20 protein-coding genes are annotated in these 17,431 nt (G+C 64.4%); 5 read left to right on the top strand and 15 right to left on the bottom strand.

Going from position 1 to position 17,431, the window contains the following annotated elements:
• Positions 1-10 precede the first annotated feature (10 nt).
• From map to ACFWVD_RS08760, 10 genes are all read right to left on the bottom strand, one after another.
• A complete protein-coding gene (gene map, locus ACFWVD_RS08805) occupies positions 11-808 on the bottom strand; it encodes a type I methionyl aminopeptidase (RefSeq protein ID WP_379241412.1) in 798 nt (265 codons plus the stop codon).
• 26 nt (positions 809-834) lie between these two features.
• Positions 835-1,380, bottom strand: a complete 546-nt coding sequence (locus ACFWVD_RS08800; RefSeq protein WP_379241411.1) for an adenylate kinase — start codon at positions 1,378-1,380, stop codon at positions 835-837.
• Positions 1,377-2,699: a preprotein translocase subunit SecY gene (secY, locus tag ACFWVD_RS08795; RefSeq protein WP_379241410.1), complete on the bottom strand. Its 1,323-nt coding sequence runs from the start codon at positions 2,697-2,699 to the stop codon at positions 1,377-1,379. The genes ACFWVD_RS08800 and secY overlap by 4 nt, the downstream gene beginning before the upstream one ends.
• Before the next feature lie 140 nt (positions 2,700-2,839).
• Positions 2,840-3,283 (bottom strand): 50S ribosomal protein L15, encoded by a 444-nt coding sequence (rplO, locus tag ACFWVD_RS08790; RefSeq protein ID WP_379241409.1) that lies wholly within the window; start codon positions 3,281-3,283, stop codon positions 2,840-2,842.
• 2 nt (positions 3,284-3,285) lie between these two features.
• A complete protein-coding gene (gene rpmD, locus ACFWVD_RS08785) occupies positions 3,286-3,465 on the bottom strand; it encodes a 50S ribosomal protein L30 (protein ID WP_056819257.1) in 180 nt (59 codons plus the stop codon).
• A gap of 1 nt (position 3,466) precedes the next feature.
• Positions 3,467-4,126, bottom strand: a complete 660-nt coding sequence (gene rpsE / locus ACFWVD_RS08780; protein ID WP_379235516.1) for a 30S ribosomal protein S5 — start codon at positions 4,124-4,126, stop codon at positions 3,467-3,469.
• 31 nt (positions 4,127-4,157) lie between these two features.
• Positions 4,158-4,565, bottom strand: coding sequence for a 50S ribosomal protein L18 (rplR, locus tag ACFWVD_RS08775; protein WP_378903950.1), 408 nt, complete (start codon positions 4,563-4,565; stop codon positions 4,158-4,160).
• 2 nt (positions 4,566-4,567) lie between these two features.
• Positions 4,568-5,107: a 50S ribosomal protein L6 gene (rplF, locus tag ACFWVD_RS08770; RefSeq protein WP_379235514.1), complete on the bottom strand. Its 540-nt coding sequence runs from the start codon at positions 5,105-5,107 to the stop codon at positions 4,568-4,570.
• A 15-nt stretch (positions 5,108-5,122) separates the two neighbouring features.
• Positions 5,123-5,521, bottom strand: a complete 399-nt coding sequence (gene rpsH, locus ACFWVD_RS08765) for a 30S ribosomal protein S8 (protein ID WP_056818383.1) — start codon at positions 5,519-5,521, stop codon at positions 5,123-5,125.
• Between the two features lie 253 nt (positions 5,522-5,774).
• A complete protein-coding gene (locus tag ACFWVD_RS08760) occupies positions 5,775-6,503 on the bottom strand; it encodes a YoaK family protein (RefSeq protein WP_379241408.1) in 729 nt (242 codons plus the stop codon).
• 348 nt (positions 6,504-6,851) lie between these two features.
• Here ACFWVD_RS08760 and ACFWVD_RS08755 point away from each other — a divergent pair, with 348 nt between their 5' ends.
• The 3 genes from ACFWVD_RS08755 (at position 6,852) to ACFWVD_RS08745 (ending at position 10,950) form a co-directional block, all read left to right on the top strand.
• Complete coding sequence (locus ACFWVD_RS08755) at positions 6,852-8,390, top strand: alpha/beta hydrolase (RefSeq protein WP_379241407.1); 1,539 nt, start codon at positions 6,852-6,854, stop codon at positions 8,388-8,390.
• A gap of 306 nt (positions 8,391-8,696) precedes the next feature.
• The gene (locus ACFWVD_RS08750; protein WP_379241406.1) at positions 8,697-9,158 is read left to right on the top strand and encodes a Uma2 family endonuclease; all 462 of its coding nucleotides are present in this window, start codon (positions 8,697-8,699) and stop codon (positions 9,156-9,158) included.
• A 79-nt stretch (positions 9,159-9,237) separates the two neighbouring features.
• Positions 9,238-10,950: a DNA glycosylase AlkZ-like family protein gene (locus ACFWVD_RS08745; protein ID WP_379241405.1), complete on the top strand. Its 1,713-nt coding sequence runs from the start codon at positions 9,238-9,240 to the stop codon at positions 10,948-10,950.
• 172 nt (positions 10,951-11,122) lie between these two features.
• Here the strand turns inward: ACFWVD_RS08745 and ACFWVD_RS08740 are convergent, their stop codons facing one another.
• From ACFWVD_RS08740 to rplN, 4 genes are read right to left on the bottom strand one after another with little or no spacing between them, the layout of a single operon-like run.
• Positions 11,123-11,308, bottom strand: coding sequence for a type Z 30S ribosomal protein S14 (locus tag ACFWVD_RS08740; protein WP_056818387.1), 186 nt, complete (start codon positions 11,306-11,308; stop codon positions 11,123-11,125).
• 4 nt (positions 11,309-11,312) lie between these two features.
• Entirely contained in the window at positions 11,313-11,876 is a 564-nt protein-coding gene (gene rplE, locus ACFWVD_RS08735; RefSeq protein WP_379241404.1) for a 50S ribosomal protein L5, read from the bottom strand.
• Position 11,877: 1 nt separating this feature from the next.
• Entirely contained in the window at positions 11,878-12,195 is a 318-nt protein-coding gene (gene rplX / locus ACFWVD_RS08730; protein ID WP_379241403.1) for a 50S ribosomal protein L24, read from the bottom strand.
• A 2-nt stretch (positions 12,196-12,197) separates the two neighbouring features.
• A complete protein-coding gene (gene rplN, locus ACFWVD_RS08725; protein ID WP_056818394.1) occupies positions 12,198-12,566 on the bottom strand; it encodes a 50S ribosomal protein L14 in 369 nt (122 codons plus the stop codon).
• 277 nt (positions 12,567-12,843) lie between these two features.
• Here rplN and ACFWVD_RS08720 point away from each other — a divergent pair, with 277 nt between their 5' ends.
• Entirely contained in the window at positions 12,844-14,322 is a 1,479-nt protein-coding gene (locus tag ACFWVD_RS08720; RefSeq protein ID WP_379241402.1) for an ATP-binding protein, read from the top strand.
• Positions 14,323-14,417: 95 nt separating this feature from the next.
• Here ACFWVD_RS08720 and ACFWVD_RS08715 read toward each other — a convergent pair whose 3' ends face one another.
• Entirely contained in the window at positions 14,418-16,265 is a 1,848-nt protein-coding gene (locus tag ACFWVD_RS08715) for an ABC transporter ATP-binding protein/permease (protein ID WP_379241401.1), read from the bottom strand.
• A 165-nt stretch (positions 16,266-16,430) separates the two neighbouring features.
• Here ACFWVD_RS08715 and ACFWVD_RS08710 point away from each other — a divergent pair, with 165 nt between their 5' ends.
• Entirely contained in the window at positions 16,431-17,408 is a 978-nt protein-coding gene (locus ACFWVD_RS08710) for an ABC transporter substrate-binding protein (protein ID WP_379241400.1), read from the top strand.
• Positions 17,409-17,431: the final 23 nt, after the last annotated feature.

Raw genomic sequence — 17,431 nt, 5'->3', positions numbered from 1 at the left:
GAAAGTCGAACTATTCCGGGCGCAGCGTGAGAATGCGCGGGCCGTCCTCGGTCACCGCGACGCTGTGCTCCCAGTGGGCCGCGCGCGAACCGTCGGTGGTCACCACGGTCCAGTCGTCCTCGAGGGTCTTGGTGTCGACGGTGCCCAGCGTGAGCATCGGCTCGATCGCCAGCACCGACCCGACCACCAGGCGCGGGCCCTTGCCGGGCGCACCTTCGTTGGGCAGGAACGGATCCATATGCATCTCGCGGCCGATGGCGTGGCCACCGTAACCGTCGACGATGCCGTACTTGCGACCGTGCAACTGCTCGGCCGCGCGGGTGCCCAACTCGATGGCGTGCGAGACGTCGGTGAGCCGGTTGTCGGGCAGCATGGCCGCGATCCCGGCTTCCATCGACAGCTTGGTGGCCTCGCTGAGCAGCCGATCGGCCTCGATGATGTTGCCCACGCCGAACGTCCAGGCCGAGTCGCCGTGCCAACCGTCGAGGATGGCACCGCAATCGATGGACACGAGATCACCCTCGGTGAGAATCTCCGAAGCCGAGGGGATCCCGTGCACCACCCGATCGTTGACCGAGGAGCAGATCGAACCGGGGAAGCCGTGGTAACCCTTGAACGACGGGACAGCGCCCGCGTCCCGGATCGTCGCCTCGGCGACCGCGTCCAGTTCCAGCGTCGAAACGCCGGGCTTGGCGGCCGCGCGAACGGCCACCAGCGTCGCGCCGACGATCGCGCCCGCTGCCTGCATGGCATCGAGCTCGCCCGCCGAACGGAACGGCACGACCTTCTTCTTCCGGTTGAAGACCATGCGGCCTCAGTACTCCGATCCCAGAATTACTTGCCGAGCGCTTTGAGCGCGCGGGCGTTGACTTCGTCGACCTCGCCGATACCGTCGACGGTCACGACCAGACCGTCGTAGTACTCGAGCAGCGGCTCGGTCTCCTCACGGTAGACCCGCAGCCGGTTGCGGATGACGTCCTCGGTGTCGTCGGCGCGCCCACGGGCGAGCATCCGCTCGACCACGGTGTCCTCGGGCACCACGAAGCACAGCACGGCGTCGAGTTCGGCGCCGAAGTGCTCGAGGATCTTCTTCAGCGCGTCGGCCTGGTCGACCGTGCGCGGGTAACCGTCGAGCACGAAACCGTTCGCGGCATCGGGCTCGCCCACGCGGGCTTCGACCATGCGGTTGGTGACGTCGCTGGGGACCAGGTCGCCCGCGTCCATGTACTTCTGCGCCTCGCGACCGAGGGCGGTCTGCTGGCTGATGTTCGCGCGGAAGAGGTCTCCGGTGGAGATGTGCGGAACGCCCAGCTTCTCTGACAGCAGGACGGCCTGAGTACCTTTGCCGGCACCCGGCGGACCGAGCAGAACAACTCTCACTTGAGGAACCCTTCGTAATTTCGATTCATCAGCTGGCTCTCGATCTGCTTGACCGTGTCGAGACCCACGCTGACCATGATGAGCACCGCGGTACCGCCGAACGGAAGGTTCGCCACCGCACCCGAATTGCCCATGTCGAGGAACAGGTTCGGGAGCACGGCGACCAGACCGAGGTAAATCGAGCCAGGCAGGGTGATGCGGCTCAGGACGTAGTTGAGGTAGTCCGCGGTCGGCTTACCGGGCCGGTAGCCCGGGATGAAGCCGCCGAACTTCTTCATCTCGTCCGCGCGTTCCTCCGGGTTGAAGGTGATCGCGACGTAGAAGTAGGTGAAGAACACGATCAACCCGAAGTAGATCGCGATGTAGACCGGGTTGGACGGATTCACCAGGTATTTCTGGATGATCTCCTGCCACCAGCTCGGCTCCGTTGCCGTGCTCGACCCGGTGAGCTGGGCGACCAGGTTGGGCAGGTACAGCAGCGAGGACGCGAAGATCACCGGGATGACACCGGCCTGGTTGACCTTCAGCGGCAGGTACGTCGACGAACCGCCGTACATCTTCCGGCCGACCACACGCTTGGCGTACTGCACCGGAATCCGGCGCTGACCCTGCTCGACGAAGATCACGGCCACGATGATGGCCAACACCGCGGCACACACGAGGCCGAAGACCAGGCCGCCGCGGGTGTCGAGGATGTTCTTGCCGTCGATCGGGATACGCGCGGCGATACCGGCGAAGATGAGCAGCGACATGCCGTTACCGACACCGCGCTCGGTGATCTGCTCGCCGAACCACATGACCAGGCAGGCACCGGCGGTCATCACCAGCACGATGATGATCATGCCGAAGACGCTGGTGTCGGCGAGAATGTCCTCTTGGCAGCCCTGTAGGAGCTGACCGCGCGCGGCGAGTGCGACCAGACCGGTGGCCTGCAACACCGCCAAAGCGACGGACAGGTACCTGGTGTACTGCGTCATCTTGGTCTGGCCGGCTTGGCCCTCCTTGCGGAGTTCCTCGAACCGCGGGATGACGACGGTCAGCAGCTGGATGATGATGCTCGCGGTGATGTACGGCATGATGCCGATCGCGAACACCGACAGCTGCAACAGCGCGCCACCGGAGAAAAGGTTGATGAGCTGGTAGATACCGGCGGATTCACCGCCGGACACCATCTTCACGCAGTCCTGGACCGCACGGTAATCAACACCGGGGGACGGCAGCGCGGCACCCAACCGGTACAGCGCGATCAACCCCAGCGTGAAGAGAATCTTCCGCCGTAAGTCCGGAGTCCGGAAGGCCGATACGAAGGCGGAAAGCACAAATCCTCCTGGCGAACGACATGGTCATGCCATGCGGGAAGCACATGACGAGTCTTGGCAGACAATACGTTGTGTGACTCTAACAGTGGCACCGGACGAGCTCACAGGCTCGTCCGGTGCAACTGATAACTACAGTACCGTCAGGCCAGTTCGGTGGCAGTGCCACCGGCTGCGGTGATCTTCGCCTTGGCGGCTCCGGTCACCTTGTCGGCGGTCACCTGGATGGCGACACCGATCTCGCCGTCGCCGAGAACCTTGACGAGCTCGTTCTTGCGAACGGCGCCCGCCGCGACGAGCTCGGCCTTACCGATGGTGCCGCCCTGCGGGAACAGTTCGGCGATGCGGCCAACGTTGACAACCTGGTACTCGACCCGGAAGCGGTTGGTGAAGCCGCGAAGCTTCGGCAGACGCATGTGCAGCGGCATCTGGCCACCCTCGAACGCCGCGGGGACGTTCTTGCGTGCCTTGGTGCCCTTGGTACCGCGACCGGCGGTCTTACCCTTGGAACCTTCACCACGGCCGACGCGAGTCTTGGCGGTGTTGGAGCCCGGAGCAGGACGCAGGTGGTGCAATTTGATGGTCATGTCTAGACCTCCTCAACTGTTACGAGGTGGCGCACGACGTTGATCAGACCGCGGTTCTGAGCATTGTCCTCACGAACCACCGACTGGCGGATCTTCCGCAGACCAAGCGTCCGCAGGCTGTCGCGCTGGTTCGACTTGGCACCGATCGTGCTCTTGATCTGAGTTACCTTGAGATCAGCCATGTCAGGCTCCCTGTCCCGCACGCGCACGCAGCATGCCCGCCGGAGCGACATCCTCGATCGGCAGACCGCGACGAGCGGCAACCTCTTCGGGACGCTGCAGCATCTTGAGCGCGGCCACCGTCGCGTGAACGACGTTGATCGCGTTGTCGCTACCGAGCGACTTCGACAGAATGTCGTGGATACCGGCACATTCGAGCACGGCACGGCACGCACCACCGGCGATCACACCGGTACCGGGCGAAGCCGGACGCAGCATGACCACACCGGCCGCCGCCTCACCCTGAACCGGGTGGACGATGGTCGAGCCGATCATCGGGACGCGGAAGAAGCTCTTGCGAGCCTCCTCGACACCCTTCTGGATGGCCGCGGGAACTTCCTTGGCCTTGCCGTAGCCGACGCCGACCAGACCGTTGCCGTCACCGACGATCACGAGGGCGGTGAAGCTGAAGCGACGACCACCCTTCACGACCTTGGAGACGCGGTTGATCGCGACGACGCGCTCGAGCTGGTTCTTCTCGGCAGCGTTGCCGCCACGGTCGTTACCGCCGCGACGATCGCCACCGCCACGACGGTTGCCCTCAGGGCCACCGGCGTTGCTGTTGTTGTTGTTGTTCGGTCCGGCGGGTCCGCCGCCGCCATCGCGCCGCTGACGTCCCGGCATCAGACGTTCCCTTCGTTCGCAAATTCAGTCATCAGAACTTCAGCCCACCTTCACGAGCGGCATCAGCCAGCGCCGCGATACGGCCGTGGTAGTCGTGACCACCACGGTCGAACACGACCGCCTCGATACCGGCAGCCTTGGCACGCTCGGCGATCAACTGACCGACCTTCGCGCCCTTGGCGGACTTGTCACCTTCGAGCGCACGCACGTCGGCTTCGATCGAGGAGGCGGCGGCAATGGTGCGGCCCACCGAATCGTCGATCAGCTGAGCGTGCAGGTGGCGCGCGGAGCGGTTGACCACCAGGCGCGGACGCACGGTGGTGCCTTCGACCTTCTTGCGAAGACGGAAGTGACGACGGGTCTTGGACAGACGACGCTTCGTGGAAGCGTCCTTGCCCAGCGGAATCCGCTTCGCCTTCTGGTTAGCAGTTTGCGCCATGATCACTTACCCGTCTTTCCGACCTTGCGGCGAACGACCTCGCCGGCGTAGCGGATGCCCTTGCCCTTGTACGGGTCGGGCTTACGCAGTCCGTGGATGACAGCGGAGATCTGACCGACCGCCTGCTTGTCGATCCCGGACACCGAGAACTTGGTGGGCGATTCCACCGCGAAGGTGATGCCTGCCGGGGCCGTGATCGGCACCGGGTGGCTGTAACCGAGGGCGAACTCGAGGTTCGAACCCTTGGCCTGAACGCGGTAACCGACGCCGAAGATTTCCATCTTCTTCTCGTAGCCCTTGGTGACACCCTCGATCATGTTGGCGATCAGGGTGCGGGAAAGGCCGTGCAGCGAACGGTTCGCGCGCTCGTCGTTGGGACGAGCAACCTCGAGCTCATTGCCTTCACCCTTGGTGACGACGATGGGCTCGGCCACGGTGTGCGAGAGGGTGCCCTTGGGCCCCTTGACCGTGACAACCTGGCCGTCGATTGTGACGTCGACGCCGGCCGGAATCTCGATGGGCTTCTTACCAATACGCGACATTAGTCCTGACCTCCCTTACCAGACGTAGGCGAGGACTTCGCCCCCGACGCCCTGCTTGGCCGCCTGACGGTCTGTGAGCAGACCGGTCGACGTGGAAATAATCGCCACGCCGAGGCCGCCGAGGACCTTGGGCAGGTTGGTGGACTTCGCGTACACACGCAGACCCGGCTTCGACACGCGACGCAGGCCCTGCAGGCTGCGCTCACGGCTGGGGCCGTACTTCAGATCGACGACGATGGCCTTGCCAACGGTCGCGTCTTCGGTGCGGTAATCGGCGATGTAACCCTCACGCTTGAGGATCTCGGCGATGTTCACCTTGATCTTCGAGTGGGGAGCCTTCACCTGATCGTGGTACGCCGAGTTGGCGTTGCGCAGACGCGTCAAGAAGTCTGCGATCGGATCAGTCATGGTCATGGTTTGACCTCGACACCTTTCTCGCTGCGGTTCCCATGCAACATCTCCGACGCTTGCGCGCAGGTGACCGTGGGCCTACAACAATTCGGCTGGTCCGGTCAGCACTTACCGACCGGATGAGTTCTCTTGCGAGCTCTCGGCGCCTGGGGGTCCACTCACGCCGAACGTGGAGCGGACACAGATCTGCCCAGGCAACTGCTCTAGTGTAGGCAATGCCGTGGTCAGGACCAAACCCGGGGTGCGGCGACGTTGGTCACGCGGCGGTGTGAGCCGCCCCGGTGGCCCTGTAGGTGATCGCGATCGCCGACGCCGAGACCCCCGTGGCGACGATCAACATCATCTCACCACCCACCACCAGGCTCATCAGCCCGCCGAGCAGGGCGCCGACCGCGAAGGCCGCGTACTGCATGCCGTAGCCGAGCCAGTCGCGCGAACTGCCGCCGCTGACATGGCTTTCGATGCCCTGGCCCAGTTTCACCACGGTTCCGGTGACATAGCTCAGCGGCACACTGACCTCGCCGTTGTTGACGAACGCGGTGTTGAGCGCGCCGACCGCGAAGGCGACGAACGCGATCGGAATGAAGCCGACCTCCTGACCACCGGTGCGATCGAGAGCGAAGTCGACCACCGCGGCGACGGCCAGCGCGACGGTGGTCACCACCGATGCCCCGTAGTGACCGCTGCGCCACACCTTGCGCCGCAGCAGCGAGGCGACGAACACCCCGAGCCCGAACGAGAAAAGCAGGGTGATGGCGCCGGTGGCGAGCAGGTGATCATTGTCGAACCAGCCGAGAACGGCACGTTCGGTATTACCGGTCATAAATGTCACGAAATATCCGGCGGAATGCGTATACGCGGCCGCGCCGATGAATCCGGCGAGAATGGAAAGAAATGCCACTATCGGCATCGCGCCTGCTGGAATCCCGCGTAGGGGCGGCCGGTGGGCCACGTCACGGGGCTTGTTTTCAGTGATCAGGGTCACGAACTCACATCCTCTGCGATTGTCCGGCAAGGGATCGACGCTGACGCCCATCTTTATGCTGCACTGCACGCAACGACCTCGACCGTAGCCACGGAACACATTGTTCGCCACCACGCGGATCACATTCTCCGAAAATGCACAGGATTATCAGATGCCGGTAATGCTGCGGTAACCGAACAATTCGCAATATATTCCGAATATGTCCGGCGTGACCTGCGGCTATCGCACCGTCCGTTCGGCCGATCGGCGCGAATTGTGTTCGATCACAATGACTTTGCGCTCGTGAGCCCGGCTCACGTGTGTGGTAACTTCGCGAGGTTCGTCGGATCTGCGCAGGAGGCTCGGCCGTTGTCTTCCCACCGTGCACGTCGTCGGGGCACGGCCTTCTTCTTCGCCGTATTACTCGGGATCGGCGCGCTCGCCGCACCCGCATCGGCCGATCCCTACGTCGACCCGCTCGCCGACGCGGCAGCCACGCCCTCGTTGCACTGGGAGAGCTGCGCGGACGGCTTCGAGTGCGCCACCGCGCGGGTGCCGCTGGACTACAACCGCCCACAGGCCGCCCAGATCGACCTGGCCGTCATCAAATTGCCCGCCGCCGATCCGGCCCGCCGCATCGGCACGTTGTTCGTCAACTTCGGCGGGCCCGGCCCCTCCGGCGTGGATCGGCTGCGTGAGCGAGCCCGTTGGCCGTGGTTGTTCTCCGACGAATTGCGCGCCCGGTTCGACGTTGTCTCGTGGGATCCGCGCTCGGTCTCGCGCAGCGCGGGCACCCAGTGCTTCACCGGCGCGGCCGAGCAGGCGGCCTACCTCGACGCGTTCCCCGGCACCCCCGCCACTGCAGCCGACGAACCCGCGTTCTTCGCCGCGTCCGCCGACATCGCCGCCCGCTGCGCACGCAACGCCGGCCCCATCCTGAACCACGCCTCCAGCGCGAACACCGCCCGCGACCTGGACCTGCTGCGCCGCGCGGTCGGCGACGAAACCCTGACCTACCACGGCATTTCCTACGGCACCCAGGTCGGCGCGATCTACGCCAACATGTTCCCCGGCCGGGTCCGCGCGATGGCGTTCGACGGTTCGCTGGACTTCGAGGGCAATGTCAACGGCGCGAACCTGCCGCTGGATACCCGCCAAGGCGTAGCCACGGGCATCGCCGAAACCTTCGACACCTTCCTGCGCGATTGCTCCGCCGCAGGACAGCGCTGCGCTTTCGCCGCGGGCGACCCCAAACTCAAATGGATCGCCCTGGCCGAACGCGCCCGCCTCGCCCCGATCGTCATCGACGGCAAGTCATGGTCGTTCGCCGAAGTGGTCGGCGCGGCGGGCAGCCTTTCTCGCCCCGAAACCTACCCCGACCTGGCGATCCTGCTGCAGAACCTGTTCGACGCGACCACGGTGCTCCCCACCCGAGTCCCCGACTCCGTCTTCGCCGCCGACCACCCCGCCAACCGCGTCGAAGCCTTCTACACAATCCAATGCGCCGACAGCACCGTCCCGCGCGACCCCGCCGTCTACAGCGCGACAGCGGCAGCCGAAGACCTGCACTCCCGCTACTTCGGGCGAACCGCGGTCTTCAACGCCACCCCCTGCGCGTTCTGGCAGGCCGAGGACCGGGACCGCTACACCGGTCCATGGAACCGCGAAACCGCCGCCCCGATCCTCGTCCTCAACAGCAGATACGACCCGGCCACTCCCCTGCACGGCGCGAAAGCCGGTGCGGCCCAACTGAACCGGGCCCAGCTAGTAGTCATCGAAGGTGCCGGCCACAGCTCCATGTACATCCAGAGCACCTGCGCCGAACACCTCAAACGCGACTACCTGTTCACCGCCCAACTCCCACCGGCAGGCACCAGCTGCGGAATCGACCACTCCCCGTTCAGGTGAGCATGCAGAGAATGTCGTACAGCGGCGGCTTCTCCACACTTCCGGTAGCGAACAAGATCCCCGCCAACGGCGAACAGATCAACTCCCCCTCCGAAGACCCCGACCCTCCCGACCCGGAATCAGCGATAGGGGCGGCGGATGCGACGGCGGGCGCCCCGAACAGGGCGACGGAAACGGCTGCGACTGTGACGAACTTCTTCATCCGCCCAAAGAACACACCCACCCACCCCCACGCAGTGAAATGCCCACATTTCATCCAAAGTCGGTGACATCCCACAAGCCCTTCGACAATCAGCCAAGTCGGCCATGTGCATCGACCCGAGGCAGTGCTGGAGCGTACGCACCGAGACCAACGTCTTCTTCGGCGATCACGGCCGCTCCGACTTCGTGACGCCGAATTTCATGATTCACCGCTGCCCCGGCAAGGCCTATTCCTATGTGCGCGGCGATGATGCCGTGATGGTCGGCGAGGTGCTGTCCCCTTCGAACACCGATCGCGACATCGAGGCGAAGAAGGCTCGTTACGCGGAGGCGAAGATCCCCTGGTACTGGGAGGTCAAGCTGCGCGGCGAGCACAGCGCCATCGACAGCGTCCGGATATTCGCGTTGGAGTCCATCCACGGTGCCCTCCCGGCAGGCGTGCGACCACTGCATCCGGCCAACTACCTACTGGTCGGCGAATGGACGCCCAAGGATTCCGACGGAATCCACTTCGACCACCCGTTCGTCATTGATCTCTCCTGGGCAGACCGGGAATTTCTGACCTAGCACGCAACGCAGGTAGCAAAACTTTGCGTCATCATCTAGCCGAAATCAATAGCGTCAAAGTTTTGATATGTTTGTCGTTATGGACGTTGCGGGCGCACGAGCACTGATCGCCGAGGGTGAGTCGCTCACGACGGAGTTCAAGCGGGGGGCGGAGGGAAAGTTCAACGACACTGACCTGGTCAACACTGTCGTTTGCATGGCCAACGGCAACGGTGGGGTGATCCTGATCGGCGTGGAGGACGATGGAACCGTGACGGGCGCGGCGCCCCGACACGGCAAGTTGACCGACCCACGAAGACTCGACGCCCTCATCGCCGCGAAGACGATACCGCTGGTTCAGACCCGCACCGACGTTGTCCGCATCGACGAACTCGACGTCATCTGTGTCGAGATTCCCGCGACGCGCAACATCGTCGGCTCGACCGCGGGCGTGTATCTGCGCCGCACGCTGAAACTCGATGGGACTCCCCAATGTCTCCCGTTCGCCGCCCATGAGATGTTGGCGCACGAAATCGACCGCGGCGCACTCGATTTCGCGGCTGTCGCCGCTCGCGGTGCACAATTCTCCGACCTCGACCCAGCCGAGTTCGACCGATTCCGGCGACTGGCCGGCGACTCAGCGGCTGATCGGGTCGTCCCCCAGCTGACCGATCGCGACATCTGTCGTGCCCTTCAGGTTCTGCGCAACGGTGACGACGGTCGCGAGCATCTCACCCTTGGCGCGATCCTGTTGTTCGGCACGAGTCAAGCACTCGCCCGTTACGTGCCCAACCATGAGGCCGCGTTCCAGCAGTTCCACGGCCAGGGGATCACCGTGAACGACTTCACCCGAGAACCCCTGCTACGGACGGCAGAGGAGCTCTACGACCGGGTGCGTCGATGGAATACCGAAGAAGAATTCGAAGCAGGCATGTTACGGATCGCAGTGCCCAATGTCGCGCCGACGGTCGCCCGCGAATCCATCGCCAACGCCTTGGTTCACCGGGACTACACCGCGGTGGGACCGATCCGGGTCATGGTGAACGACGAAGCCTTCTCCGTCGACAGCCCGGGCAGTTTCCCCCCGGGTGTGCGATTGGACAATCTGCTGACCGCATCGCACCCACGCAGTCCGATCCTCGCCGACGCGTTTCGGCGCGCCGGGTTGGTCGAGCGCAGCGGTCGGGGAATCAGCCTGATGTACCTCGCGACATTGCGTCTGGGGCGGGGCAACCCCGACTACAGCCAGTCCACTGAGCAGTCTGTTCGCGTCGTAGTTCCACTCGGCCGTGCCGATCTGCCGCTCGCACGTTTCATTTTGGCCCGCGACACCGACACCGGACAGCCGTTGAACCTGTTCGAACTCCAGGTCCTGCACGAGCTGCGCGTCGAGTCGAATCTGTCAACAAGCGAGATCGCCGATCGACTCGATCGCACTCTCGGCGTGACCCGCGCCGGGCTGAGTCGCATGATCGAGCTCGGTCTGCTCGAACTGCGCGGCAACGGTCGCAATCGGACCTACCATCTGTCGGCCTCTGTGTACCGCGCTATCAACGAGCCATCGGCCTACGTTCGGGTACGCGGCGCCGACGCCATCCAGCAGGAACAGATGATCATTCAATTCATCGGGGCTTACGGTCCGATATCGCGGGCCGACACCGCGGAGCTATGCCTGCTCACCCCTAATCAGGCGGGCGCGCTCCTGCGTCGCATGGTCCGCGAAGGCAAACTCGAGATCATCGGCGAACGCCGCACCGCCCGCTATGTTCTGGCGACCGGAGACGACAACGCCCTACCTTCGTCGACTGGATGAGGTGCTGCACGCGGATTCGGACTATGCGACCATCGCCCGCCTCATCGGGCAGCCCGTTCAACGCATCGACTGAAGTCACTACAACGCAACAAGGCACGGACTCTGCGTCGAGAGTCCGTGCCTTGCTTCGATATTCGCCTAGGCGGCGGGTGCACTCACGAGGAGCGCAAGCTCACCAGGAGCTCTTGTGCACGCCCGGGAGCTCACCGCGGTGCGCCATTTCGCGCACGCAGATACGGCACAGGCCGAACTTGCGGTAGACCGCGTGCGGGCGACCGCAACGCTGGCAGCGGGTGTAGGCGCGAACCGCGAACTTCGGCTTCGCCTCGGCCTTGATGCGCAGTGCTTTCTTAGCCATGTGCTCAGTTCTCCTTGAACGGGAAGCCGAGGTGCTTCAGCAGCGCGCGGCCTTCTTCGTTGTTGGTCGCCGTGGTGACAACCGTGATGTCCATACCGCGCGGGCGGTCGATGGAATCGACGTCGATCTCGTGGAACATGGACTGCTCCGCGAGGCCGAACGTGTAGTTGCCGTTGCCGTCGAACTGCTTCGGCGACAGGCCGCGGAAGTCGCGGATACGGGGCAGCGCGATGGACACGAGACGGTCCAGGAACTCCCACATCCGGTCGCCACGAAGAGTGACCTTCGCGCCGATCGGCATGCCCTCACGCAGCTTGAACTGCGCGATGGACTTGGTGGCCTTGCGGATCTCGGGCTTCTGGCCGGTGATCAGCTCGAGGTCCTTGACGGCACCGTTGATCAGCTTCGCGTCACGGGCGGCGTCGCCGACACCCATGTTCACGACGACCTTGACGACGCCGGGGATCTGCATCACGTTGGCGTACTCGAACTCGCCGTTCAGCGCGTCCTTGATCTCGGCGCGGTAGCGCGCCTTCAGCCGGGGCTGAGTCTGCTCAGAAGTAGTCATGTCAGATGTCCTTCCCGTTTTTACGGGAGATCCGGACGCGCTTGCCGGACTCTTCGTCGGTGCGGTAGCCCACGCGAGTCGGGTTACCGTCGGAGTCGACGATCATCACGTTCGAAACCTGGATGGGGGCTTCCTGAGTGACGATGCCACCCGAGGAGGCGCCACGCTGGTTCGCGGAATCAGCGACGTGCTTCTTGATCCGGTTCACGCCTTCGACGAGAACCTTGCCGGTCGCGGGGAAAGCCTGAATGACCTTGCCCTTCGCGCCCTTGTCCTTGCCCGAAATGACGAGCACGGTGTCACCCTTGTGCACCTTCATAGTCAGAGCACCTCCGGGGCCAGCGAAACGATCTTCATGAAGCGCTTGTCGCGCAGCTCACGGCCGACCGGGCCGAAGATGCGGGTGCCGCGAGGATCGTTGTCCGGCTTGATCAGCACGGCAGCGTTCTCGTCGAACTTGATGTAGGAACCGTCGGGACGACGACGTTCCTTGGTGGTGCGAACGACGACAGCCTTGACGACGTCGCCCTTCTTCACGTTGGCGCCGGGGATGGCGTCCTTCACGGTGGCGACAATGATGTCACCGATACCGGCATAGCGACGCGACGAGCCACCGAGCACGCGGATGCAAAGGATTTCCTTCGCCCCGGTGTTGTCGGCGACGCGCAGTCGCGACTCCTGCTGAATCAACTTCAGCACCTCCTGGACCTGGATGTATACGTACGCCGGATTGCCGACCCGTCGCACATGGTCAGTTGCCCACCGGACGCGCGCCTGCCAGCGGAAATACCTTCCACTGGGGGTTCGCTGCCGGATTGCGAGAACAGAGCTCCCGCAGGCAACCGTTCTAGTGTAGGCGAACCGCCTGGAAGAACCCAATCGGGGTCGCGTCGCCGCGTCTCACCCCCAACTAGGTAAATAGGTTTACGATCATTTAGGTAAACCCATTTACCTAGTTGGAGGCGCCGTGGACAAGCCCGATCGTATCGTCGGCCGCGATCGCCAGTGGGGTGCGGTTGAACGCTTCCTCTTCGACGGCGGCTTCGACGGCCCCCTACGACTCGGTCTCGTCTCCGGCCGACGCCGCACCGGCAAAACCCAACTTCTCGCCGAAGCGTGCCGCGAGGTCGGCGGCCTGTACTCGGTGTGCGTCCAGGACGAGGGCGATTTGGCCTCCCGCCGTCGCTTCGCCGCCGACATCAGCGGACACCTGTCGACCACCCCCACGTCAGCTGATCCACCCGACTGGGAGACCCTGCTGCGTTCCGCACTGGAGGTTGCCGAGCGAACAACTCCCCGAGGCAGACCACCACTTGTGGTCATCGACGAGTTTCCGTACGCGGTAGCGCACGCACCGGAACTCCCGTCGATCCTGCAGCACCTCTACGACCGTGCCCAACGCGGCAGCGGACTGACCGGCCGGTTGATCCTGTGCGGTTCCGCGCTCAGCGTCATGCACGAGTTGCTCTCGGGCGCGAAACCGCTGCGTGGTCGCGTCATGCTCGATCTGAGAATGCCACCATTGGACTATCGCGAGGCCGCGCAACTCTGGGGAATCACCGACCCGCAGGTCGCTTTCCGCGTGCACGCCACCGTGGGCGGCATCCCGGGCTACCGCCCGCTGATCCTGGGCACTCCACGCAGCGTCGCAGAATTCGACGACTGGGTGATCACGAACCTGCTCGCCGTCGACTTCGGCGTATTCACCCACAGCGAAGTCGACTATCTACTCCGCGAGGATCCGCGAATCACCAGTCGCGCAATATATTTCGACATTCTCAGCGCGATCGCGGCAGGCGCCCACACGCCGACGGCGATCGGCGGTGCCATCGGCAGAGATGCCAACGCGGTCCGCTATCAACTGGGCGTGCTCGAGTCGGCGGGCTATATCTCCCGCATGTCCGACCTACTGCGCGCCCGGAAACCGACGATCACCGTGGCGGACCCACTGATCAGATTCGACCGCCTGATCACCGCCCCCCACCTCGGTCAACTCGAATTCGGCCGGGCCGCCCGCGTCTGGTCCTCGGCCGCGCCTACGTTCCGATCGAACATCCTCGGCGCCCATTTCGAGCAACTCGCGCGCGACTGGGCCGGCCGCTTCGCCCCCGACGAACTGAACCGCCCCGACGGCTTCGGCGACATCGGATTCGCCACCGTGCAGGACAACGCGGGACGCGCCAAGCACGAAATCGACGTCCTCGGCGTCAGCGGAAGGTCGATCACGCTGATCGGCGAGGCGAAAGCCACCCTCGGCCGACGAGGGGTCGCCGACTTGGCACGGCTGGACCATATCGCCGATATTCTCCGCCGATCCGACTACGACACAACCGACGCGACGATCGTGCTGTTCGCGTCGTCGGGATTCACGACCGAACTGGAACAGGCGGCAGCGCATCGCCGCGATGTCGAATTGGTCGACTTGGATCGGCTGTACGGCGGCTAGCGAATGCGGCGGGGCAGCGGCCGTGTGGCCACTGCCCCGCCCAAGTCGAGCTCACGTTGTGCCAGGGTGGATTCCCCGACAAGAATCGAGTCCAGTCAGCTGCCCAGTGGTGCCAGCTGCCACGAGCCGTTGCCGTCGAGGGTGAGCATTTGGGTGTGGTGCTGGTCGACGGTGCTGCGGTGGGCCACCGAGACGACGATGGTGTCCGGAGCCTCGGTGCGGATCAGCTTGTACAGCGAGTATTCCAGGCCCTCGTCGACGGCCGAGGTGGCCTCGTCGAGGAAGACCACCTTGGGCCGGATCAGCAGGATGCGGGCGAAGGCCAGGCGCTGCTGCTCACCCGGGGACAGGATCTTCGCCCAGTCGTCCTCTTCGTCGAGGCGGTCGACGAGGTGACCGAGGTGGACCTTGCCGAGGACCTCGCGCAGTGTGTCGTCGCTGACGTCCTCGGACTTGGCCGGGTATTCGACCGCAGTCCGCAGATCGCCCAGCGGGAGGTAGGGCAGCTGGGACAAGAACAGCGTCTCGGTGCCCGCGGGGCGGCCGATCTCGCCGTCGCTGTACGGCCACATCTGCGCGAGCGCGCGCAGCAACGTGGTCTTTCCGCTACCCGAGGCGCCCTTGACGACCAATGCGTCACTGGGGACGAGCCGCAGATTCAGATCATCTATGAGCACTTCACCGTCGGGCTTGCGGACATCGACCTTGTCGAGGCGCACGGCGTCATCCAGGTCGACGGCGGCGAGCTTGGGGAGGTCACGGGATTCCTTGCTGGCGAGCAGCAATCCATCGAGACGGATCAGGGAGGCCCGATACTCGGCGAAGTCGTCGTAGGACTCGCGGAAGAACGACAGAGAGTCCTGAATCTCCCGGAATGCCGAGGCCGTCTGATTCATTCCACCCAGGGTGATCGAGCCGCTGAAGAAGCGCGGCGCCTGAATGAGATACGGGAAGAGATAGGCGGATTGGCTGACGACGAAGTTCCAGCCCGTGAACTTGATGTACCGGTAGATGTAGGTCCACTGGACCCGGATCACCTCGGCGAATCGGCTGAGCAGGTTGGTCCGTTCGACGCGCTGCCCCCGGTAGAACGCGATGCTCTCCGCCGCGTCACGCACCCGCACAAGCGCGTAGCGGAAATCGGCGGTGGTCCGCTCCTTCAGGAAGTTGATCCGGATCAGCGGGTGACCGATCCAGAAGGCGATCACGGTGGAAACCAGGACATAGGTGAGCACGATGACCAGCGCGGCTCGGGGAATGGTGACGCCGAGAATCGTCATCGGCCCCGACAGATCCCACAGGACCTTGGTGAAGGACACGACCGAGACGACGGCCGTCACCGCGCCGAGCGCCAGTGCGCGGGACTGTGCGGTGAATGTGTCGGTGTCGGCCTGGATTCGCTGGTCGGGGTTGTCGATCGTGTCGTCGATGAACCGAGTCCGATAGAAGGCGCGGCCTTCCATCCAGTCGCCGGTGACGCGCTCGGTCAACCACACCCGCCAGCGGATGTCGAAGGCGAGTTTGGCGTACAGGTACACCAACTCTTTGACCGTCCAGATGGAGATCAACAGGGTGAACAGCTTCGCCGAGTTCCAAAACCCGGTTTTCGCGTCCGAGAGGGATGCGTCGTCACCGGAGCTCAAAGCGGATGCGGCGAGCTGGAACGAGGCGAACATGTCGTTGCCCCAGTAGCTGAGCAGCACGCTCAATCGAACCGTCAGCATGGCCATGAACAACAATGCCGCGATGAAAAGCCAAGTGCGCCAAGCGCCGGGGCCGCGGAAGTAGTCACCGCTGACGTACCAGAACTGACGACCCCACTTCGTCAGCCTCAGCAACAGTGCGGCGATCACCACGAAGGCCACCGCGGTGATGAGGAAGGCGATCCCGAGCCATTTAAGGCTCTCGAACCACTCGACGCTCCAGTCTCTAGACGTCTCCACGCACGCATCCCATTCCACGAGGCCGAAATTCGGCGCAGTCTAACCCGGCAGCGCCCCCCGCGCCGGGCATGCGCACACAGCCGAGCCCATCGATTGACCAGGACAAACCGACGTAGGTTAGCCTAGGCTGACTTACGCAGAAACCTGCTCGACGGAGGATGCCCCATGACGACTGTTCGGACTTCGCGCGGCTGGCGGCGCGCCGCTGTGGCCGCGCTCGCCGGTGCCCTCACCTTCGGCGTGGTGGCCTGCGGTTCCACCGACGACACGGCCACGTCCGGCGAAGCGGTGACCATCACGCACGCCCGCGGCGAAACCACCGTCCCCGGCACCCCGAAGAAGATCGTCGCCCTGGGCAACCAGTGGCTCGACAGCACCCTGGCCCTGGGCGTAGTCCCGGTCGGCTATATCGACAACGTCTCCGCGGTGTCCAAGAGCACCCCGCCGTGGACCCCGGAGTCGCTGAAGCAGTCCAAGCCGCTCAACACCACCGGCAGCATCGCCGAGCAGGTCGCGGCCCTGGAACCGGACCTGATCCTGGCCGATCCGTTCATCGCCGATCAGAAGACCTACGACGATCTGTCCAAGGTCGCCCCGACCCTGCCGGCGCTGACCAAGGACGCCGTCACCCCGTGGCAGGACCAGGTCAGCGCGCTGGGCAAGGTGCTGCACAAGGAGTCCGACGCGACCGCGGTGATCAAGAACGTCGACGACAAGATCGCCGCCATCGCCACCGCCAACCCCGGCCTGAAGGGCAAGACCTTCGCCAGCACCTGGCTCGCGAGCCCCGCGCAGCTGATGGTGCTGACCGACCCCAGCGACGGTTCGGCGAAGGTGTTCACCGCGCTGGGTCTTGGCATCCCCGCCAACCTCGCCGCGCTGCCCGCCACCCAGGGTCGTCTGGCGTTGTCGCCGGAGCGCGTCGACGAGCTGACCGCCGACCTGCTGCTGGCCGGCTACTCCCCAGGCCTGGACGAGAAGTATCGGCAGCTGCCCGGTTACGCCGACCTGCCGTCGGTGCGCAAGGGTTCGGTGGTGTTTCTGACCACGCAGGAGATCAGCGCGATCAACCAGCCCACCGCACTGTCGGTGCCGTACATGCTGAACAAGCTCGAGCCCGCGTTCGCCGCCGCCGCGAAATAGGCTCTGCCCCAACCAAGTTCGAC

Origin of the sequence: Nocardia sp. NPDC058666 (assembly GCF_042714895.1) — a bacterium.
Lineage (GTDB): Bacteria > Actinomycetota > Actinomycetes > Mycobacteriales > Mycobacteriaceae > Nocardia.
This window is presented reverse-complemented; position numbering and strand designations above follow the sequence as displayed.